This is a genomic window from Streptomyces inhibens, from assembly GCF_022221585.1.
GTDB classification, from domain to species: Bacteria; Actinomycetota; Actinomycetes; order Streptomycetales; family Streptomycetaceae; genus Streptomyces; species Streptomyces inhibens.
In genome coordinates this window covers 1665225-1686682 of record NZ_CP084681.1, presented here as the reverse complement: position 1 = coordinate 1686682, position 21458 = coordinate 1665225, and the positions used below count along the sequence as shown (strand labels likewise).

Here is a 21458-nt window from a genome sequence, read left to right as displayed (position 1 = left end):
ACATTAGGTTAGGCATACCTAAATCTGCAAGCGCCCCTCCGGGAAATGACCAACTGTCCTTTTTGTCGGTGAGGTTTCCTCAACTCGCCCTGCGCGTCGCTGGCCTGGGGTGATGGGCTCGCTCATGCGCCCGACCGTGACCGTCGACGGCATGACTTGGAAAGTGTATCGATTGCACTTTCTTAGTCACTGTGGTTTTCTGGATGGCATGAACACCACCTCTCCCCGCATCGCGATCGTCGGGGCCGGCCCCGGTGGGCTGACCTGTGCCCGCGTCCTGCAGCGGCACGGCTTGCCGGTCACCGTCTTCGAAAACGACGCCACCGCCGAAGCCCGCCCGCAAGGCGGCACGCTGGACCTGCATATGACGACGGGTCAGGCAGCACTGCGCGAGGCCGGCCTCCATGAGGAGTTCGCCGCCCTCGCCCGCCCCGAGGGGCAGGAGATGCGGCTGCTCGACCGCACCGCCACCGTGCTCTTCCAGCACACCCCGGCCCCCGACGCGACCGACCGCCCCGAGATCGACCGGGGCGAGCTGCGCCGCCTGCTGCTGGACTCCCTCACCCCCGGGACCGTGCGCTGGGGCCACTATCTGCGCACCCTTCATCCGCTCGGTGACGGCCGCCACAAGGCCGAGTTCGACGACGGACACACCGAGACCTTCGACCTGGTCATCGGCGCCGACGGCGCCTGGTCCAGAGTGCGGCCGCTGCTGTCCGACGCGACCCCGCACTACTCCGGCGTCACCTTCGTCGAGTTCGGATTCGACGACGCCGACGCCCGCCACCCCGAGATCGCCCGTCTGGTCGGCAACGGCAGCATGATGGCGAGCTTCGCCAACAAGGCCCTGATGGTCCAGCGCAACAGTCGTGGCCACCTCCGCGGATACGCCGCCTTCCGGGGCTCCCAGGACTGGGCCCTGGAGGCCGGGGTGAAGGTGACGGACACCGAGGCCACCCGCGCCGTACTGCTCGACGGCTTCGCCGGGTGGGACGACCGGCTGCTGGCGCTGCTCAGGGAGAACGACGGCGGGTTCATCAACCGGCCGCTGTTCGCGCTGCCGGTGCCGCACACCTGGACCCACACCCCGGGCCTGACCCTGCTCGGCGACGCCGCCCATCTGATGACGCCGTTCTCCGGCATGGGCGCCAACCTCGCCATGCTCGACGGCTGCGAACTCGCCCTGGCACTCACCGAACACGACGACCCCGAGAGGGCGGTACGAGCCTACGAAACGGCCATGCTGCCCCGCTCCGCCCGGGCCGCCGAGGCCGCCGCCCGCGGCCTGGCCAACGCCATCGCCCCCGACGCCCCACAGGGCTCGCTCCGCCATCTGCGCCAGATGGCCGGACAGGAAAGGCCGTGACCGCCATGACCCAGCCGACCCCCGGCCGTCGCGAACGCAAGAAGGCCCAGACCCGTCAGGCGCTGGCCGATGCCGCCCTCCGGCTGTTCCTGGAGCACGGCTACGACCAGGTGAGCGTCAAGGACGTGGCCGAGGCCGCGGACGTCTCGGTGACCACTCTGTTCAAGCACTTCTCCGGCAAGGAAGCCCTGGTGTTCGACCAGGACGCCGAGCACGGCGCCGCTCTGGTCGCGGCCGTACGCGACCGCGAACCCGGTCACACAGTCCTGGACGCACTGCAGGCACACCTGCGCGGCCTGCTGGTCTCGACCCACGAGACGCCGGGGTTCCCGGCGTTCCGGGAGCTGATCGACGGCACCCCGGCGCTCACCGAGTACGCCCACCGGATGTGGCTGCGGCACGAGACGGCCCTGGCCGGCGCGATCGCCGCGGAGATCGGCACCGCGGCGGACGCGGTGTCGGTGCGGGCGCTGGCCCGCTATGTGCTGGCCGCGCCGCGGCTCGCCGCCGGCTCCGAGCACCCCGGGCCCGCCGTGGACGAGATCTTCACCCACCTGAAGAAGGGCTGGTCCGACCTGGGCGTCTGAGCCGTCCCGTCCGCCGTCCCGTCCGCCGTCCCGACGCCTGGTCCGCGCCCGCCCTCCGGTTGCGGCTCCCTCGTACCCATCGGACGATCAGCAGCGTAGGGACAGCGGTCGGCAGCGTACGGACGCGACCGCGGTGCGGCCCGGCCATGGTTCGGTGCGGAGGGACGGAACACACCGTGAAGATCACTGAGCCCACGCCCGGCGCGCCCTGCTGGGTGGAGCTGGGCACCTCGGACGTCGATGCCGCCAAGGTGTACTACCGCCAGGTCTTCGGCTGGCGCGCCGAGACCGACCCGCGGGCCGAGGCGGGCGGCTACACCATGCTGTACCTGGGCGACGCCCCCGTCGCCGCGCTGACCCCGCTCTACGCCCCCGGGCAGCCGACCGCCTGGACCGTGTCGTTCGCGACCCGGGACGCCGATGCGCTGGCCGCGGCGGTCACCGAGGCCGGCGGGCGGCAGCTGATGGCGCCGATGGACGTCTTCGACCTGGGCCGTTTCGCCGTGCTGGCCGACCCGGAAGGCGCCGTTTTCTCGCTGTGGCAGGCTCGTTCCTTCGCCGGCGCCGCCCTGCTGAGCGCGCCGGGCTCGCTCGGCTGGGTCGAGCTCGCCACCCGGGACGAGGAGGCCGCGAAGGCCTTCTACACGCGGATCTTCGGCTGGACCGTCGGCACGCACGAGGACTACCCGCAATGGGGCATCGACGGCGCCGACTTCGGCGGCATGAGCGCGCTGGACGAGTTCTACCCGGAGGATGTCCGGGCGCACTGGCTGCCGTACTTCGCGGTCGCCGATGTCGACGAGACGGCCGCCCGGGCCGCCGAGTCCGGGGGCATGCTGCTGGTGCCCCCTACGGACGTACCCGAGGGGCCGAGGGTCGCCGTGATCCGGGATCCGCAAGGTGCCTCCTTCGGGATCCACCGCGCCGGCGCCGAGGGCTGACCTCGTCGGCTCCGTCGTGCGCGGACGGCAGCGACTGCCCGCGGTCCGGGCGCACTTGTACTTGTCACACGATCGGCGGCCTGTTCGTCGTTTCACCACATTCCGAGGGTGATTTGCGCGTAATGTCCACTTCGCGCCAATGGGTGGCATTGCGCGTCAAGAACAGGAGACCCCTATGTCCACGACCGAAATCCTCGTGGCCCGAGGTAAAAAGCTGGCAGCCGGCGCGGGCGCGCTGACCGCGGCGGTCGCCCTCGGTGCGACGCTGTCCATCGCGGCCCCGGCCCAGGCGACGCCCGGGCCCACCACCACCGCGAAGCCGTACGGCGTCGTCACCACGAAGATGGGCCTGAGTGCGCGTCAGTACCCCAGCACGGACTCCTCCGTGAAGGGCTACTTCCGCCACCGCGCGCAGATCGGCCTGGTGTGCAAGGTGCGCACCCAGAGCGTGGGCGGCAACAGCGTCTGGTACCTGACCCGCGAGCAGCGGGCGACCTGGGTCTCGGCGAAGTACGTGACCAACAGCGGCTTCGTCAAGTACTGCAAGGACGTGCAGCGCGGCCGGATGCAGCCCCACAACAACGCGGCGAAGCACGCCGTGGGCTGATGGAGCCCGGGCAAGGCCCGGTTCGGTACCCCGAAGGTGCCGGGCCGGGCCTTCGTGCGCGCCGGGATCAGACCAGGCCGTCCCAGCCCCACCGGGGCGTCGGGCCCGGGTCGCCGAGGTCGGTGCCCTCCGGGTCGGCGGACACCTCACGGGCGATCGTGGTACCCCAGTCGAAGTACTCGACGACCCGGCGGCGCAGCAGTTCGTCGTCCGGCAGCTCCTTCTCGACGGCGGCCGTCATCAGCTCCATCCAGCGCAGCCGCTGCTCCTCGGTGATCTTCAGCCCGAGGTGCGCGCGCAGCAGCGCCTGATGGCCGCCCAGCTCGTCGGTGAACCGGGTCTCGCCGCCGAACACTTCGCCGAGCCAGACGGCGACATGCTCGATATGGGTGCGGGTGAAATCGGCGAACACCGGCGCCAGCAACGGGTCGGCGAGCACCGCCTCGTAGAAGGTGTTGCTCAGCCGGCGCAGTACGTCGATGCCGCCGATCGCTGTCAGCAGCGTGCGCGGTCGCTCGGTCATGGGGGTCCCCTCCGTTGAGATCACCGCATCGGTGATCGCTCGAAATGGTAGGGCGGGGGGCCGTCGCGGGTGGGCTGTTCCGCGTTGTCGCGCCGAGGGCTCGCCGCTGCGGTGCGCGCCGTGGCGTGCAAGGCTGAGGCGCACCGTTCCATGGCCGGGCAGGCGACGACAGGGAGCAGCACCGTGCAGATCGATCTCACCGGCAGGACCGCCCTGGTGACCGGCTCGACCCAGGGCATCGGCGCCGCCATCGCCACGGGGCTGGCCCGCGCCGGAGCCGAGGTCGCGGTCAGCGGCCGCAGCGCCGGGTCCGTGGACGCGGCGCTGGAGCGGATGCGTGCGCAGGATCCGGGTGCGACGTTTCTCGCGGCGCCCGGCGACATCAGCACCGACGGCGGATTCGAGCAGGTCATCGATGCCGTACCGCAGGCGGACATTCTCATCAACAACCTGGGCATTTTCGGGCCCCGGCCCGCCCTGGAAATCGATGATGCCGAATGGCGGCGCTATTTCGAGGTCAATGTGCTCACCGCCGTCCGGATGATCCGTGCCTATCTGCCGGGAATGAAGGAACGCGGCTGGGGCCGCATCCAGAACATCGCCAGCGACTCCGCCGTGGTGATTCCGGCGGAGATGATTCAGTACGGCATGTCCAAGACGGCGCTGCTCGCGGTGTCCCGCGGCTTCGCGAAGGAGGCGGCGGGCAGTGGGGTGTGCGTGAACTCCGTCATCGCGGGTCCGACCCACACCGGTGGGGTGGAGGACTTCGTCCATGGAATCGTCGGCCGCGATGTGCCGTGGGACGAGGCGCAACGGACCTTCATGCGGGAGTACCGCCCTCAGTCGCTGATCCAGCGGATGATCGAACCGGAGGAGATCGCGCACATGGTGGTCTACCTCAGCTCCCCGTTCGCATCGGCAACGACCGGCGCGGCGGTCCGTGTCGACGGCGGGTACATCGACTCGATCGTTCCCTGACGGCCGGCCGGGGCTCGCCCGGCGCCACCCCGGCCGCATACGCGGTGCCGCCCCGCGCCCGCGCCCTTCCGTATTTCTGGAACAAGTTCTACTGTGCCCCTCGATCCGGTATCCGACGGACCATCAGAAACGCGGCCGCTGTCGGACCGGACGACCGGACCGGACGAACTGGAGGGGCCGTGCACCTCGAATACACCCCCGAGCAACAGGAGTTGCGCGCCGAGCTGCGCACCTACTTCGCCGAGCTGGTGCCGGACAACGCCTACGCACGGTACGCCGACCCCGCCGCCCAGAAGCGCTTCTACCGTCAGACGGTGCGCAGGCTGGGCGCCGACGGCTGGCTCGGCGTCGGCTGGCCCAAGGAGTTCGGCGGGCGCGGTATGACCCCGATGGAACAGTTCATCTTCTTCGACGAGGCCGCGCAGGCGGGTGTCCCCCTGCCGCTGATGGCGCTGAACACCGTCGGTCCGACGATCATGCAGTTCGGCACCGACGAACAGAAGGCCTACTTCCTGCCCAGGATCCTCTCCGGCGAGATCGACTTCGCGATCGGATACAGCGAACCGGACGCCGGCACCGATCTGGCCGCCCTCAAGACCCGCGCCGTACGGGAGGGCGACGAGGAGAGTGGCCACTACGTCGTCAACGGCCAGAAGATCTGGACGACCAACGGCGACACCGCCGACTGGGTATGGCTCGCCGTACGCACCGATCCCGATGCCCCGCCCCACAAGGGCATCACCATGCTCCTCGTCCCCACCAGCGACCCCGGGTACTCCTGCACCCTGATCAACACTCTCGCCTCGCACGACACCACCGCCAGCTACTACGAGAACATCACCGTCCCGGCGTCCCGCCGCGTCGGTCAGGAGAACAAGGGCTGGCGGATCATCACCAACCAGCTCAACCACGAACGGGTCACCCTCGCCGCCCACGGCACCATGGCCATCCGCGCGCTGCACAACGTCCAGCGCTGGGCCGCCGACACCAAACTCGCCGACGGCCGCCGGGTCATCGACCTGGGCTGGGTACGCGGACGGCTGGCCCGTACCCACACCGGACTGGACGCCATGAAGCTACTGAACTGGCAGATGGTCGACGCACTCCAACAGGGCACGCTCACCCCGCAGGACGCCTCCGCGGTCAAGGTCTACGGCTCCGAGGCCCGGCGGGACGCCTATGCCTGGCTGATGGAGGTCGTCGGGTCGGCGGGCCCCCTCAAGGAGGGCTCGGCCGGCGCGGTGCTGCACGGCGAACTGGAACGCGGCTACCGCTCCGCCGTCATCTTCACCTTCGGCGGCGGCAACAATGAGATCCAGCGCGAGATCATCTCGTGGATCGGCCTCGGGATGCCCCGCGTACGGCGCTGACCGGCTCAGGCCGTCGGCGCCGACCGGTTTTCGTTGAGTCGGCTGTAAATGCGTTCCGGAGTCAGGGGCAGCGCGCGATAGCGGATGCCCGTGGCGTCGTGAAGCGCATTGGCCAACGCGGGGGCCACCGGGTTGATACAGCATTCCGCCATCCCCTTCGACCGCATGGGCCCAACGGAATCCGACGAGTCCACCAGGAGCACGTCGGTGCGGGGGATATCGGCGTAGGTGGGGATGCGGTAGTTGCGGAAGTTCGGGTTGACCATGGCACCGTTCACGTCGGCGTGGTAATTCTCGGTCAGCGTGAAGCCGATTCCCTGGGCGACACCGCCCTCTATCTGTCCCCGGACTTGCGCGGGGTTGATGACCGCGCCTGCGTCGGTCGCCTGGACGCTGTAAAGGATATGGATCTCACCCGTCACCCGATGGACGGCGATGCGGAACCCCTGCGTATTGAAGATGACGCTTCGAGGTGAGCCGTAGGCCTTACGGGCGGCGGTGAACCGAATTCCGCGCGCTCGGGCCCATGCGACGAGCTCGGCCAACGCCACGCGCTGGTCGCCGCAGACGACACCCTCGTCGTCCATCGAGCACATCACGACATGGACACCCGTGTGCGCGGCAGCAAATTCCAGGATGCGGTCGCGCACAGCATTTGCCGCTCGAAGTACCGCGTTGCCCGACACAAAGAGACCTGCACTGGCAAAGGTGCCGGTATCGAATCCCGTGCGGTCGGTGTCGGACTGCACCAGGCGAATCCGCGACGGGGTCGTGCCCAGCTGGTTGGCCGCGATCTGGACATGCGCGGTCGACGTACCCTCGCCGAATTCGACTGTTCCGACGGCCAACTCGTACATGAGGTCATCGCCAAGCGTGACCCAAGCCTCGGAGATGTGCTCGGTTGGCGGCGCGGTCTCGTGCAAGGAACTCGCGACGCCGGCGCCGACGAGCCACCCGGGGCCGGGGGACGGCTCATCGGCTGTACGGGCCATGGCGGCATCCACCAGATCGATGCACTTCGCGAGTCCGTCCTCGGTGAACAGCACGTCGTCGGGGCCGTCATGCAGGGCGACGAGCGGATCACCCGGCCGCACGATATTGCGTCGCCGCAGTTCGAGCGGATCGATGTGCAAGGCGAGTGCCAGTTCGTCCATCGCCGATTCCACGGCGAACGCCGGTTGCGTCATCCCGTAACCGCGCAGTGCCCCGCTCGGAACGGTGTTCGTATAGACGGAGAACGCGTCGTACTTCTTGTTGGGGCAGCGGTAGATCATGACGGCGGCGCCGCCCGCATGCAGCGTTTCGCCGCCGTGATTGCCGTAGGCGCCCGTGTTCGACACATTGCGCACGTGGAACGCCGTGAGCGTTCCGTCTGCCTTCGCGCCGAGCTTGACCGTCAACGTCATCGGATGCCGTGTCGAAGCCGTGGTGAACTCCTCCTCACGGGTGTACTCGAAACAGACGGGTCGCCCGGTGTCCAGGGTGGCGAGCGCGACCAGATCCTCCGAGATCACTTCCTGTTTGCCGCCGAAGCCGCCGCCAACGCGTTTGCAGAACACGCGGATCTGGTCCGGGCGCAGCGCGAACAGATAGGCGAGTTTGCCTTTCGCGATCGACGGTGACTGCGAACTGGTACGGACGTTCAGCCGACCGTTCTCCATCCAGGCGATCGAACCGTGGGTTTCGAGGTGTGCATGTTGCACTCGCGGTGAGGAGTACGTTCCTTCGTGGATCACGTCGGCTTCGGCGAACCCTGCTTCGATATCGCCGATATGCGAATGGATTTCGAGCAAGATGTTGCGGACGGGATCGCGGATGAATGGATCGTCCGCGCTGTGTAGCTGTGGCGCCCCCTCGGCCATTGCCTCTTCGGGGTCGAACACCGCCGGCATTACCTCGTATTCGACGACGACCCTTCGGCAGCCCTCCTCTGCCGCTCCGACCGTGTCGGCCAGGACCGCGACGACGCGTTGGCCGGCAAAGCGGACCGTGTCGTCGAGGATGAAGGTGTCGTCCGGATCGACAAGGTGGTCGGTGTGGATCGCCGTGGTGAAGCGCTTGCGCGGCGCATCTTCCCAGGTGTAGACGCGATGCACACCGGGAACTGCGAGTGCGGCGGTCTTGTCGATCGAGACGATCCGGGCGTGCGCGTGTGGTGAGTGCAGCACCTTGAGGTGCAGCATGCCTTCGATGTGGGTGTCCATCGTGAACTCGGCCCGGCCGGTTACCACATCGTCGGCTGCCGGCGCATTGACGCTCGTCCCGACGGCCTGTCCTGGCCCGGCCGTCTCTGCGCCGACGACGCCCTGCACGGCATCCTCGATCCCTCGATAGCCGGTGCAGCGGCAGAGGTTGCCCTTCAACGCCCGCGGCAAGTCCTCTTTCTGGGCCTCGGTGAACGTTGCCGACGTCATGATCATTCCTGCGGTGCAGAAACCGCATTGGAACCCCGGGGCGTCGCGGAACTGCCGCTGCATCGGATGGAGGTTGCCGGGTGATCCGATCCCCTCGATCGTCGTCACCTCACGACCGTCTGCGCGGGAGGCAGGGGTGATGCAGCTGTGTACCGGATCGCCGTCCAACCACACCGTGCATGCGCCGCAATCGCCTGCGTCGCAACCCTTTTTGACGCCATAGTGGCCGAGTGAGCGGAGGAAAGTGCGCAGGCACTGGCCGGGGTCCGGTTCTTCGTCGAATCTCTTGCCGTTCACGATGTATGTCATGCCCGGCCCCCTGCTATGAGTTCGCGACGAATCTCTTCGGCGAAGTGCTTTGTCAGGTGGCGACGGTGGTCGGGGGTCCCATTGGGGTCGGCGAACCAGACGTCGGCGGGGATAACGTCGATGCTCTGCTGGAGAGTTCGGGCATCGGGCACGGTGTCGAAAGCAATGCGCACAGGCCGTGTGGTGCCGGCTGTGACCGTGAGCAGCAGGTCGCCCATTTCCGGCGTTTGAGTACCGATGAGGAATACCGTCGAACGGCCGAGCCGGGTCAGTGTGAAGCGGCGGTGCGCGGTACGTTTCCTCAGGGCACGTGCCGGAATGTCGATGCGCCGCAAGATTTCCCCGGGAGTAAGAATGTTCCGATGGTCGCCGGTCGTGAAGTCGAGGGCATCGACGATACGCGCGGACCCGTCAGGAGCCCATAGCTCGTACTCTGCCTCGAGTGCGACCGTCAGCGTGATCATTGGGCCAGCAGGCAAGGACATGCAGATGTTGCCGCCGACGGTCGCCGAGTTCCAGACTTTGAACGAGGACAAGAACGCCTCGCAGCTTTTCATGAAAAGGGTGCCCGCGATCCAATCACCTGGCAGCGCAAAGGCATACAGGTCGCGGATGGTGCACGTTGCGCCGATTTCGAGGCCCGTGTCGCTCGGGACGAGGGGATCCCAACGCAACGCCGTCAGGTCGATCAGACGGCGCAGGTGTGGCTGCTCCACGGAGAACAGCCACGTTCCGCCTGCGAGCCAGGCGTCGCCTTCGCGCCAGTCCACGCCTGGCCGATCGGATGGTCGCCGGATGACTTCGGTGATGGTGTTGAGATCCATGGGAAACTGATCTCCCTCACGAGGGATAATCGTGCGACGACCGCCTACTGAACTCCATCAACCGGCGCGTGGCGCTGCTCGCGTTCATTTTTCGATTGCGGACATTCGGCTCGATGCATTCGTCGAATGTCGACGGGTCACGATGCGGCGCGCTGGGAGCGGCACAACCTCGCGCGACAGAATCATTTTTTAGCCGCTGCGGTCGAACTGCTCCAGGAAGGACCGGCGGGCACAGAGATTCCTGTCAAGCATATCGCAGAACGGGCCGGCCTCGCCAAGTCAGGGCTTCGGCATGAAGCGGCTCGAACGCCTCAACCTGCCATTCCGCGCCGTTGGCGATCACTTCGCAGTCGATTGCCAATTCCCAGGTGAGGGGAGAGGCGACCGGCATGACCGGTTTTCCGTGCGAGGTGCCCGACGGATCAAGATCCTGTCCGCGAGCGGCCCGGACATCTCTCGGCGTCCGACAGACGGGCAGTCCACGATGCTTCCGCGTGCCGACGCCGGCCTGTTACGGCGGCATAGTTCCGTCCGACCGCGAGTGCCGGCTCGGCTGTGGCGGCGAACTTCACGGTGTCCTGATGCAAGATCCGCTCGGACGGACGTCGACAAGTGTGTGAACCGCCACGCGGGGCCCCCTGCGTAGGCGGCAAAGGCACTGGTCACAGCGCCGAGCAGCTGCCAACTACAGGCCCGTCGATGCCGCCCGTGACATGACCTGGCACGGCTCGGACCGCAGGATTCAGCCCGCTGACAAGCTTTTCGGCCGCTCTCCAGGACCGGCAGTACCACGGAATCGCGAAAACGTATTATCGGCGAATGACTCGACGTGGACTGGTACTTGGCGGCGGCGGTGTGGCGGGAGTCGCGTGGCAGACGGGTCTGCTGGCCGGACTTCTCGAAGGGAACGTCGACGTCCTGGACGCGGACGTGATCGTCGGAACGTCCGCGGGGTCGACGGTGGCCGCGCAGATCACCAGTGGCACCCCGCTCAAGGAACTGTTCGACCGCCAGGTCGATCCGGCGCTCCAGGCACCCGAACTGTCGCCCGTCCTCGGCGCCGAGGACCTGATGATGCTGTCTCTCGACGCCCATGACGGCGCCACGGACGCCCTCGATCTGCGACGCCGGATCGGCGTCATGGCGCTGGCGGCGCCGACCGTCGCGGAGGCCGAGCGACGCGCGGTGATCGAGGCCCGGCTGCCCTCGCACAGCTGGCCGCGGGCAGACCTGAAGGTCGTGGCGGTGGACGCGGAAACCGGCGAGGAGCGCGTGTTCGACCCGACGTCGGGCGTTGATCTCGTGGACGCCGTGGCGGCGAGCTGCGCGGTGCCGGGAGCCTGGCCGCCGGTCACGATCGACGGGCGGCGCTACATCGACGGCGGGATCCGCACATCGGAGAACGCCGACCTCGCGGCGGGGTGCGACCAGATACTGGTGATTCAGGTCATGGCCGTTCCTGGCAACACCGACCTCGACGACCAGGTCGCCGCGCTGCGTGCGCAGGGATCGAAGGTCTCGGTGATCCGCCCGGACGACGTCGCGGCGTCGTCGATCGGCCCGAACCTGCTCGACCCCGCGGTGCGAGAGGCCGCTGCCCGCGCCGGCCACGACCAGGGTCTGCGTGCGGCGCCGGCGGTGGCCGGGGTCTGGAGCCAGGGCCTGTTGCAATAGTGGCTCTTGAGGCATCGAGCCGGCTGGATCCCTGGTGACGGACGGCGACGTTACGTGGTTCCCCCGTGGGGGGTTGCTCCCGCCGTGATGAGGAGAGCGGCGGTTTCGGGATGGGGGCCGTCGTTCGCCCAGTCCAGGGGAGAGCGACCGGTGCCGTGATCTTCATGAAGGTTCGGATCGGCACCGTGCGCCAACAGTTCGCGCACCGTTTCGGTGTGCCCCCAGCAGGCGGCTGCGCACAACGGCGTGCCCTCCGAGCCGAGTCCGCTGCTCTCGGTGTCCGGGGAGGCCCCGGCCACCAGGAGCAGGCGGGCGATCGCGGCTTCTCCGTTCACGGATGCCTCATACAGAGGGGTGGTGCCCTCGCTGTCCGCTCGCTCCGGGTCGGCCCCGGCCCGCAGAAGCGCCTTCACCCGGGCGGTGTCACCCATCAGAGTTGCTTCGAAGAGATGCCGGGAGAGCTTCTTCCGCCGCCGCTGGTTCATGGGTGCCGAGGTTAGCCACCGGGTACGCGGCGGGGCCAGTCGATATCCCCTCGTTGACGGCGGCGACCAGCACGTTCGCTACCTGGCGAACGACAGGCCGGTCGTGCCTTGTTGCTACGGCTCGATGCGTCTGAGCCCCATGGATGTTCGTCAGTTCTCCGTGCCCATGGCTCTTGATCCTCTGGACATGGACCGGCTTTCGCAACAGGCCTGGTACGTCCGCACACCCTCGCCGCCCCCGCGCCGATTTCACCCTTGAGTCCGCCTGTTGTCCGAGTCCGTTCGCGCACTCCGCGTCGGTCAAGAGCGTGTTGAGCCAGTCAAGCGTCCGGCGTCCGGTGTCACTGAACCGCGGTGGGGGAGCGTGGTCGAGGGTCCGCGAGATGGATTTCCGGTCGCCCGTGGCAGTCGCCCCGCCCCGGTTGAGTCGTTGGTGGCTTCGGATTTCCGGCCCCCGTGCCGCTTCGACGGGGCCGGGTCCACGCCGTTGTGGGGCCGCTTGCGCGCACTCCGCGCCGTCCAGGGGAGATCCCGGCCATCGCGGCCGACTCTGGTGCGCGACTGTCGGGCCATGGTTGACGAGGGTGCGGGGCGGAGAGGTCGGGTGCGACGGGAGGTTGATGGTGTGTCAGGGGTTCCTCGCGCCCGGCCTGGCACACGAGGCCGAGGCCTTCCTCGCCGCATCCATGCTGGACAGCGAACGCTCGTTGTCAGCGCTGGTGCCGGCGCCGGCGTGAGTGCGGCCCCCGTTTTCAGCCGTGGCTGAATTTTCACGGCAAGGAGTCCATGAGCACTTTCGATCATGGCTGGATTTTTGCGATCAGGGGTTTCTGTGAACACTTTTAGCCATGGCTGAATTTGATGATCGAGAATTTTCTGAATGTTCCACAGGCATGGTCATCTGGTCTTGACAAGGCCATGTCGTGGTCAACTAATTGGATCAGTATTCCGTTGATCCGCTCATGAACAGCGGTCGACGAGTGAGTCTTTGCCCGAGTTCACCGTCCGTACGTTGCCCTGTTTTGCCCGGGGCTCGACAGAAGGGGGAAACGCCGGTGGATTCATGGTTCGACATGGCCCGTGCCGTGCCATCGGGGTGGCCCCGTACCTACTGTTTTGCGCATGCGGGTGGCAGGGCGCAGGCGTTCGTCGGGTGGCAGGAGGCGTTGGCGGGGGTGACCGCGCTGGTCGCGGTCACCCCGCCCGAGCGCATCGGGATCGAGACGGTCTGCGATCAGATCGCCGAGCGGATCGCGGCGCACCGCACCGGGCCGTTTCTGCTGTTCGGCCACAGCCTTGGCGCGCTGATCGCCTTCGAGGTGGCCCGCAGGCTCGGCGATCGCCCCGCGCATCTGATCGCTTCCGGCTGTGTCGCGCCGGCCCTGCACCCGACACCGCGGATGGTCGAGGTGGCAGGGCTCGACGGGCAGAGCCTCACCGAGGCGGTGGCGCTCTACGGGGGAATGCGGCCGGAGATTGTGGCCGATCCAGAACTGCAGGAATTCATCCTGCCCGATGTCCGAGCCGATTTCAGAATGGTCGCGGAGTACCGATATCACCCCGCTGCCGCATTGCCGTTCGGGATCTCTCTGGTCAACGGTGTCGACGATCCGATGGTCCGTCGTGACGATCTGGCGGGCTGGTCGCGCGAGTGTGTCGTCGAGCCCGAGATGCACTGGTCCGAGGGTGGCCACTTCTATTTCGAGCAACATCCGGAAGCGGTCACCGACGTCATCCGCCGCGCGGCGGAGGCGTTACCGGTCGAACTCATTTAGATCCGGGCGGCGCCTGAGAAAGGGACGCATGACCGACCAACGTAGTAAGGCCGTCAGGTTCGCCGAACTGCACCGCACAGGCACCTTCGTGGTGCCGAATCCATGGGACGCCGGAACCGCGCGGATACTGTCCGGCTACGGCTTCTCCGCGCTCGCGACGACCAGTGCCGGTCTCGCCTTCAGCATGGGCCACGTCGACGGCGCCCAGCTGGTCGGCCGGGACGAGACACTGGCCAACGCGAGGTCGATCGTCGAGGCGACCCATCTGCCGGTGACCGCCGATCTGGAGAGCGGGTACGGCAGCAGCCCCGAGGACGTGGCCGAGACGATCCGACGCGCCGCCCAGGTGGGGCTGGTCGGTGCGTCGATCGAGGACTCGACGGGCGAGGCGGGCGAGGAGATCCGCGATGTCGCCGAAGCGGTCGACCGCATCGCCGCCGCGGTCGAAGCCGCTCGCGCGCAACCGTTTCCGTTCACCCTGACCGCCCGGGCCGACAACTTCTTCCACGGGCGCCCCGACCTCCACGACACCATCCGCCGGCTGCAGGCATTCGCCGAAGCCGGCGCGGATGTGCTCTACGCACCGGCGCTGCCGGGCATCGAGGCCGTCAAGGCGGTCTGTTCCTCGCTGGACAAGCCGGTCAATGTGCTCGCCGCCGGCCCCGTCCTCGAACGGTCGGTCGCCGAGTTGGGCGCCCTCGGTGTCCGCCGGATCAGCCTCGGCTCGGCGCTGCCCAGGGCCGCGCTGACCGCGGTGCTCGACGCGGCGGCCGAACTCGCGGGACCGGGCACGTTCGGTTTCGCCAAGTCCGCACTCGGCTATGCCGAATCGAACGCCCTGCTGGGCAGGTCATGACCCCTGCCTACCTCACCGCACCCGGCTACCTGCTCGGCGAGATCGAGCAGGACCACCACGAGATCCCCGGATTCACCGCGCGCGCTCGCGAGTACGGCATGCAGCCCGACGCACGGCTGTGGGGCTGGGGCAAGGTCCGCCGGACCGAGAAGCCGCTGGAGGAACTGGTCATCGAGACCGGGAAGACGGTCATCGGCTCGGCGGACGTGGACTTCCTGGTGCTGTGCTCGACGCGGTTTCCCGGCGACGCGCACACCCATGGCGGGTTCATGGAGACGATCATGAGCGGCCTCGGTCTGGACTGCGCCTTCCTCGGCCTGACCCTCAACCGGTGCACCAACCTGGTGACGGGGCTCGGCGTGGCCGAGGCCTTCGTCCGGACCGGCAGGTACCGCAACGTCCTGGTGATCACCGCGGACCGCTGCGCCACGGAGTCCGAACGGATGGAGAACTTCGCCCTCTTCAGCGACGGCGCCGCCGGCTGTCTGGTCACCGCGCGACCGGGTGACTACGAGATCCTGGGCTCGGCCGGCGCACAGGACATACCAACACTGGACTGGGGCAACGAAATCAGCGCGGACCTGTCGCGGCAGGTCAACGACATCCTGCTGACACCGCACGGACTGACCCCCGGCGACCTGGCCGGTGTGCTGCACAGCAACCTGTACACCCCGATCGTCGTGATGAAGGAACGGCTGGCCGGCTTCACGCTCGCACAACTCGACACCGCCAACACCGCCCGGACCGGCCACTGCTTCGCCGCCGATCCGCTGATCAATCTCGTCGACCGCCGCACCGAACCAGGTGGGTACTACCTGCTCGCCGCGAGCGTGCCGGGTTCCCGCGCCGCCATGTTGCTGCACAAACCCACCACGGCCATGAGCTGAACAGCCTGAGGACAGTGTCCGGAGGTTTCCATGTCCGCTTTCTCCTTACCCGACCCCTTCGTCGTAGCGCACCTGTCCACTTCCGAGTTCGACCCGGCCACCGCGGCGACGGCCGACGAGGTGATCGCCGCGGGCCCCGAGTCCGTCTATCACCGGCTGGTCGGCGACCAGGAGTCCGAGGTGGTGTTCCTCCTTGCCCGGCACGTGCTGAAAGGTTTCTTCAGTACCTCGGAGGAGCCGACCGTCCAGGACGCCGAGGGCATCGCCGAACGGACGGCCCAGGTGCGCCGGCACATCACCGGCATGCTGCAACCGTTGCGCGAAGCCGAAACCCGGGTGCGCGACGCCGTGCTGGCACAGCGCGCGCCGCTGGCGCTGATCGGGGGCTGCTGGCTCGACTCGGTCTCCCAGCCCGCCACCCAACCCGCCACCATGGTGAACCAGTTGGTGCGCCATCAGTTCGTCTGGCGTGGCGAAGGCAACCCCCGGCGCGGGTTGCACCAGCTGCGGGGGCGCGCGCTGGAAGAACGGGGCGTGTTCCTGCCGGATGTCACGGCGCCGGATTTTCTGCGGCAGGCGGAGGCCCGGTCGCTCACCGCGTGGCACGGCGCCTACTACCTCGGCCTGGCCAAGCTGCCGGCGACGTTCCTGCCCGAGGTGGTCGGCACGCACTACGTCATGGCCGCGCTCGGCCTCGACGAACTGCTGCTCGGCACACGGCCCATGCTCACCGAAGCGGACCTGCGGGCCACCCTCGCCGACTACCTCGCACTGGCCCCGCCGCCGGTCAGGAGCAGGCTGTACGCCGCGGTCACCCGCACACTGGGGATGGAACTGGACCATGCGCGCCTGCTCGCCGACGTCGCCGAATGGCATGCGGGCCTTTCCCTGGACGCACAGGTGGCGCGGATCGTGGCCAGGCATGCCCCGTTCGCGGGCAAACAGCACCGCAATGTCCGCGTCGGCGGCAGGCCGCTGACCGAACGGTTCGACGATCCCGGCTTCGACCTGGCCGCGTTCCTCGCAGACTTCCGGGCGTCGCCCCAGATGAAGCCGCGTGACGGCGGGTGCCGGTTCCTGCGGGCCATCAAGTTCGGCGGTCCCATGTTCGGCATCTTCGACGAGCACGAAGCGGCGACCTTCCAGCGGTGGGCCGAGGCGATCGCCGCGGGGGATCCGTCCGACATCGAGCTCACCCCGAACACGGCCGGTGACGACGCGGCCCGCGCGCTCGCGGCGGCGATCAGGCCGACCCCGCCCGACGTAGAGGTCCGGACCGCCACCCGCGGCGACGACCGCGCATTCCTCCACCGGCTGGTCAACATCGAGAACTTCCCCAACACCCTGGCCCTCGCCCGCGCGAACGCCGAAGAAGGTCTTGCCCGCGCCGAAGTCCTCTTCGAGCACGGCGGTGACGGCGTCCTCACCGACGCGAGCTGGTTCGACTACTCGCCCTCGGCGCTCAACGAGCGCGTCGACCGCATCTACTGGGACAAGCTGGTCAACCCGTACCGGCCACTGACCGAGATCCCGGACCGCGACGAGGTGGTCTTCGGCCAGAAGACCTTCGCGCTCGGCAGCATGATCGACGGCGCGTGGGCCCACCGCATCGGTGCGACCGGCCGCTACACCCGCCGCAGTGACGGCATGCTCTATTCGATCTACGCCGACGAGATGGGCCGTGGTGACGTCGGCAAGAACCACATCACCCTGATCTACCAGGTGCTCGCCAGTCTGGGCATCGAGGTGCCGCACATCCGCGACCCCGCCTTCCTCGACCAGGACGAACTGCCCGATCACCTCTACGGGTTCTCGCTGTTCCAGCTCAGCCTCGCGCTGTTCCCGGACTCGCTCTACGACGAGATCCTCGGCTACAACCTGGGAATCGAGATGTTCGGGCTCGGCACCCAGCGCATGCACGAGATGCAGAAGCTGCGCCGCCACGGGTTCGACGTCGCCTACGAGGAGGCGCATCTCTCCATCGACAACCTCTCCGCCGGTCACGCACGGCAGTCGGCCGAGATCATCATCGCCTACCTGCACGATGTGGCGAAGCTGTCCGGAGCCGACGCGGTGGCCTCGCACTGGCGGCGGATCTGGCGCGGCTACGCCTCGTTCGCCTACTTCGTCGAGCACGAGCTGGTGGCCGGCCTCGCCCGGCGCGAGCCGGTGGACGTGGTCATCTGATGACCGCGACCGTGCCCCCGAGCACCTTCGACACACGGATACTCGCACTGCCCCTGTACGAGGATCACCACCGCGAGCTGGCCCAGCGCCTGGTGACATGGTGTGCGGAGCACCAGGACCTGCTCGCCGGTGACGGCCGGCCGGAAGCGGCCGGCCTGCGTATCCTCCGCGCGCTCGGCGACGCGGGCTGGCTGGCGTTCCTCGACGGCGGCCCCGACGACTACCGCGCGTTGTGCCTGGCGCGGGAGGCACTGGCGTACTGCGGCGATCTCGCCGACTTCGCGTTCTCCATCCAGGCCTTGGCGGCCACCCCGATCCGCCGCTTGGGCACCGACGACCAGCGCCGCCGGTATCTGCCGGGCCTTGCCGCGGGCACGCTGTGCGGCGCCTTCGCGGTGTCCGAGGAGTCGGCGGGTTCGGATGTCGCCGCGATCGGGCTGGACGCGCGCGAGACCGAGGCCGGCTGGGTGCTCAACGGCGGTAAGGCGTGGATCGCCAACGCGGGTGTCGCCGACGTGTACACGGTGATCGCGCGTACCGGTCCCGGGCCGGGCGCGTTCGGGCTCACCGCGTTCCTGGTGCCCGCGACCACGCCCGGCCTGCACATCGAGCCGGTGCCGATGATCGCTCCGCGGGCCTTCGGCCACCTGGTGTTCGACGACTGCCCGCTGCCGCGGGACGCGGTGCTCGGCAGGCGTGGCGGCGGGTTCCCGATCGCGATGGAGGTGCTGGACCGGTTCCGGATGACCGTCGGCGCCGCCGCGCTCGGCTTCGCCCGCCGGGCCGCCGACGCGGCGCTGGCCAGGGCGCGGGACCGGCCGATGCTCGGCGGGAAGCTGTTCGACCTGCCCACGGTGCGCGCCACCTTCGCCGACATGGAGGTCAAGCTGGACGCCGCCGCGCTGCTGGTGGCCCGGTCGGCCTGGGAGATCGACCAGGGCGGCCCCCGCTATGCCAGGCACTCCTCGGTGGCCAAGCTCTACGCCACCGAGGCCGCACAGGAGATCGTGGACAGCGCGGTGCAGATCTTCGGAGCGGCCGGGCTGGTCCGCGACAGCCTGCTGGAGCGGCTGTACCGGCAGATCCGCTCGCTGCGGATCTACGAGGGCTCCTCGGAAGTGCAGCAGGCGATCATCGCTTCGGCGATCGATCCGAACCGGACACACCGGGGGGCACCATGACGCAGCCACATCCCGCGACGCCGACCACGGCGGCCACCCACCCCGACCCCTATCCGTTCTATGCCGACCTGGTGGCCAACCGGCCTTTCGGCTACGACACCGGCAGCGGGCTGTGGGTGGCGGCCGGCGCGTCGGCGGTGTCCGAGGTGCTCGCCGATCCGGCCTGCCGGGTCCGGCCGGGTACCGAGCCGGTGCCGCGCGGCATCCTCGGCACCCCGGCCGGCGAGGTGTTCGGCGAGCTGGTCCGGATGACCGACGGTGCTTCGCAGGTGCGGCGCAAGCAGGTGCTGCTCTCGGCGCTGAACACGATCAGCGAGGAGCAGGTCGTCGCGCTGGCCGCTGAGCAGGCGGGCAAGGCCACCGACTGGGCGGACCTCCAATTCGGGGTGCCCGCACGGGTGGTGGCCACACTGCTCGGCCTTGCCGGAGACCTCCCGGACGAGGCGGCCCGGCTCATCGGCGAGTTCGTTCGGTGCGTTCCCGCCTCGGCCACCGCCGAGGACCAGGCGGCCGCGGCCGCCGCGGCCGCACGGCTGCTCGACCTGCTCGGCCCGCACCTGCGCGCCGGGAGCGGTGGCCTGATCGGCGAGCTGGTCCGCCTCGCCGCCCGCGACGACTGGCCAACGACCGCTCCGCTGCTCGCCAATGTGATCGGCCTGCTGTCGCAGACCTATGACGCCACAGCGGGACTGGTCGGCAACACCCTGCTCGCGCTGGCCCGCCACGGACAGCCGGACGATCTCCCGGCCTTCGTCGCCGAGGTGGTCCGTCATGACGCGCCCATCCAGAACACCCGCCGATTCGTGGCGACCGCGACCACCGTCGCCGGCCACGAAGTCCCGGCGGGCTCAGCGATCCTGCTGCTGCTCGCCGCGGCCAACCGCGACCCGATGGCCAACCCCGATCCCCATGCGTTCCGCCCCGGCCGGGCGGACCCGCAGGTGTTCACCTTCGGCCGGGGTGCCCACCGGTGTCCCGGACATGTGGTGGCCGCCGCGATCACCATCGGCGTGGCCGCCACGGTGACCGGGGCGCCCTCACTCGAGGGCTACCGGCCCTCACCCAACGCCCGCATCCCCGTCCTGAAAGGGCAACTCGGATGACTCGATCACGGCTCAGGTACGAGGAGCGCGGCACCGAACGGAGAGCGGAACTCACACTGTCCTCGACCGGAAACGGGGGCGTCGGAAAATGACCGACAAGCATTTCGGGGTGCTCGGTATCGGTGCCGGACCGGCCAATCTCAGCCTGGCCGCGCTGCTGTATCCGCACCGGGACCTGCCCAGCCTGTTCCTCGACCGCAAGGAAGCCTTCGGCTGGCACGACGGCCAGCAGATCCCCAGCACGTCACTGCAGGTGTCGATGCTGAAGGACCTGGTCAGCCTGGCCGATCCGACCAGCAAGTTCTCGTTCCTGAACTATCTGCACGACCAGGGGCGGATCTATCACTTCATCAATGCCCAGTTCGACGCCGTGCCCCGGCAGGAGTTCCGCAACTACCTGGAATGGGCGACCTGGCGCATGAAGAACATCGTGTTCGGCGAGGAAGTGCGGTCGGTCGATTTCGACGGCGTGTTCAAGGTGCGCACCGACGAGCGGGTGCTCACCGCGGACAACATCTCCCTCGGCGTCGGCAGCCGGCCATGGATTCCGCCGGCCGGACAGGGCTGGCATGCGCCCAGCCAGTTCCATGTGTGCGACTTCGTCGACAAGGCCGTCGATCTCGGTGGCAAGCGCGTCGTGGTGGTGGGTGGCGGGCAGTCGGGCGCCGAGGCGTTCCTCGACCTGATCTCCCGTCAAGGCGGCGAACTGCCCAGCCGGGTGTCATGGTTCTCCCGGCGCAGCAACTTCCTGCCGATCGACGACTCACCGTTCACCAATGACTTCTACATGCCGTCCTATTCGGAGTACTTCTACGGCCTGGAGCGAGCGACCCGTGAGCGGATCAACCAGGAGAACGTCCTCTCCAGCGACGGCATCTCCGAGTCGACGCTGCGCGCGATCTATCAGCAGACCTACCACCACCGGTTCATCGCGCGCTCGCCCGGTCTGATCAGGCTGTACCCGAACCGCGAGATCACGGGCGTGGCCCAGGCCGGTGCGGGGTGGGAGCTGACGGTGGTCAACAAGGACCGGCCCGACGGACCCCAGCATGTGACGACCGACGTGATCGTCTGGTCGACCGGCTTCCGCACCGGACTGCTGGAACTGCTCGCCCCGTTGGCCGACCGGCTCGACTGGGACGACGGCGAGTACCAGGTGGACCGGGACTACGCGGTGCGCTGGGACGGCCCCGAAGACCACAACATCTTCATCCAGAACGGGACCCCCGCCCAGCGTGGTCTCGCCGACAAGAACCTGAGCCTGCTGGCGTGGCGCAGCCAGCGCATCGTCGACCGCCTGCGCGGTGTGCAGCGGGAAGAACAGCTCTCCTCCTTCGTCGAGTGGGCGAACGAGGGCAGCGAGGACGGCGAGCTGCAAGGGAGGGTGTGAG

At 68.4% G+C, this 21458-nt stretch carries 18 protein-coding genes; 14 read left to right on the top strand and 4 right to left on the bottom strand.

Features of this window, described 5'->3' with window-relative positions; translation table 11 throughout:
- Nucleotides 1–208: 208 nt before the first annotated feature.
- The 4 genes from KI385_RS07840 to KI385_RS07825 all read left to right on the top strand — a co-directional run bounded on the left by KI385_RS07840 (nucleotide 209) and on the right by KI385_RS07825 (nucleotide 3501).
- On the top strand, nucleotides 209–1366 hold the full coding sequence (locus tag KI385_RS07840; protein ID WP_238571489.1) for an FAD-dependent oxidoreductase: 1158 nt from the start codon (nucleotides 209–211) through the stop codon (nucleotides 1364–1366).
- A 5-nt stretch (nucleotides 1367–1371) separates the two neighbouring features.
- Nucleotides 1372–1953: a TetR/AcrR family transcriptional regulator gene (locus KI385_RS07835; protein WP_238577604.1), complete on the top strand. Its 582-nt coding sequence runs from the start codon at nucleotides 1372–1374 to the stop codon at nucleotides 1951–1953.
- Nucleotides 1954–2129: 176 nt separating this feature from the next.
- A complete protein-coding gene (locus KI385_RS07830) occupies nucleotides 2130–2894 on the top strand; it encodes a VOC family protein (protein ID WP_238571488.1) in 765 nt (254 codons plus the stop codon).
- 175 nt (nucleotides 2895–3069) lie between these two features.
- Nucleotides 3070–3501 (top strand): SH3 domain-containing protein, encoded by a 432-nt coding sequence (locus KI385_RS07825; RefSeq protein WP_238571487.1) that lies wholly within the window; start codon nucleotides 3070–3072, stop codon nucleotides 3499–3501.
- A 67-nt stretch (nucleotides 3502–3568) separates the two neighbouring features.
- Here the strand turns inward: KI385_RS07825 and KI385_RS07820 are convergent, their stop codons facing one another.
- A complete protein-coding gene (locus KI385_RS07820; RefSeq protein WP_238571486.1) occupies nucleotides 3569–4024 on the bottom strand; it encodes a group II truncated hemoglobin in 456 nt (151 codons plus the stop codon).
- 183 nt (nucleotides 4025–4207) lie between these two features.
- Between KI385_RS07820 and KI385_RS07815 the strand changes: the two genes are divergently transcribed.
- Nucleotides 4208–5002: an SDR family NAD(P)-dependent oxidoreductase gene (locus KI385_RS07815; RefSeq protein WP_238571485.1), complete on the top strand. Its 795-nt coding sequence runs from the start codon at nucleotides 4208–4210 to the stop codon at nucleotides 5000–5002.
- Nucleotides 5003–5181: 179 nt separating this feature from the next.
- Nucleotides 5182–6372, top strand: a complete 1191-nt coding sequence (locus KI385_RS07810; RefSeq protein WP_238571484.1) for an acyl-CoA dehydrogenase family protein — start codon at nucleotides 5182–5184, stop codon at nucleotides 6370–6372.
- A 5-nt stretch (nucleotides 6373–6377) separates the two neighbouring features.
- On the opposite strand, the gene KI385_RS07805 is transcribed toward KI385_RS07810, so the two are convergent.
- Nucleotides 6378–9095, bottom strand: coding sequence for a molybdopterin-dependent oxidoreductase (locus KI385_RS07805; protein ID WP_238571483.1), 2718 nt, complete (start codon nucleotides 9093–9095; stop codon nucleotides 6378–6380).
- Nucleotides 9092–9919: an FAD binding domain-containing protein gene (locus KI385_RS07800; protein ID WP_238571482.1), complete on the bottom strand. Its 828-nt coding sequence runs from the start codon at nucleotides 9917–9919 to the stop codon at nucleotides 9092–9094. The genes KI385_RS07805 and KI385_RS07800 overlap by 4 nt, the downstream gene beginning before the upstream one ends.
- A gap of 819 nt (nucleotides 9920–10738) precedes the next feature.
- Here KI385_RS07800 and KI385_RS07795 point away from each other — a divergent pair.
- A complete protein-coding gene (locus KI385_RS07795) occupies nucleotides 10739–11593 on the top strand; it encodes a patatin-like phospholipase family protein (protein ID WP_238571481.1) in 855 nt (284 codons plus the stop codon).
- 50 nt (nucleotides 11594–11643) lie between these two features.
- Here the strand turns inward: KI385_RS07795 and KI385_RS07790 are convergent, their stop codons facing one another.
- Complete coding sequence (locus KI385_RS07790; RefSeq protein WP_238571480.1) at nucleotides 11644–12078, bottom strand: ankyrin repeat domain-containing protein; 435 nt, start codon at nucleotides 12076–12078, stop codon at nucleotides 11644–11646.
- A 962-nt stretch (nucleotides 12079–13040) separates the two neighbouring features.
- Here KI385_RS07790 and KI385_RS07785 point away from each other — a divergent pair.
- The 7 genes from KI385_RS07785 to KI385_RS07755 all read left to right on the top strand — a co-directional run bounded on the left by KI385_RS07785 (nucleotide 13041) and on the right by KI385_RS07755 (nucleotide 21457).
- Nucleotides 13041–13853, top strand: a complete 813-nt coding sequence (locus tag KI385_RS07785; protein WP_425356884.1) for a thioesterase II family protein — start codon at nucleotides 13041–13043, stop codon at nucleotides 13851–13853.
- A gap of 28 nt (nucleotides 13854–13881) precedes the next feature.
- On the top strand, nucleotides 13882–14709 hold the full coding sequence (locus KI385_RS07780; RefSeq protein ID WP_238571479.1) for an isocitrate lyase/PEP mutase family protein: 828 nt from the start codon (nucleotides 13882–13884) through the stop codon (nucleotides 14707–14709).
- Nucleotides 14706–15596, top strand: a complete 891-nt coding sequence (locus KI385_RS07775; protein ID WP_238571478.1) for a 3-oxoacyl-ACP synthase — start codon at nucleotides 14706–14708, stop codon at nucleotides 15594–15596. Before KI385_RS07780 ends, KI385_RS07775 begins: the two co-directional genes overlap by 4 nt.
- A 30-nt stretch (nucleotides 15597–15626) precedes the next feature.
- The gene (locus KI385_RS07770; protein WP_238571477.1) at nucleotides 15627–17783 is read left to right on the top strand and encodes an iron-containing redox enzyme family protein; all 2157 of its coding nucleotides are present in this window, start codon (nucleotides 15627–15629) and stop codon (nucleotides 17781–17783) included.
- The gene (locus KI385_RS07765; protein ID WP_238571476.1) at nucleotides 17783–18964 is read left to right on the top strand and encodes an acyl-CoA dehydrogenase family protein; all 1182 of its coding nucleotides are present in this window, start codon (nucleotides 17783–17785) and stop codon (nucleotides 18962–18964) included. Before KI385_RS07770 ends, KI385_RS07765 begins: the two co-directional genes overlap by 1 nt.
- The gene (locus KI385_RS07760) at nucleotides 18961–20067 is read left to right on the top strand and encodes a cytochrome P450 (RefSeq protein WP_238571475.1); all 1107 of its coding nucleotides are present in this window, start codon (nucleotides 18961–18963) and stop codon (nucleotides 20065–20067) included. The genes KI385_RS07765 and KI385_RS07760 overlap by 4 nt, the downstream gene beginning before the upstream one ends.
- Before the next feature lie 88 nt (nucleotides 20068–20155).
- Nucleotides 20156–21457 carry a lysine N(6)-hydroxylase/L-ornithine N(5)-oxygenase family protein gene (locus KI385_RS07755; protein WP_238571474.1) on the top strand — a complete coding sequence of 434 codons (1302 nt, stop codon included), beginning with the start codon at nucleotides 20156–20158 and terminating at the stop codon, nucleotides 21455–21457.
- Nucleotide 21458: the final 1 nt, after the last annotated feature.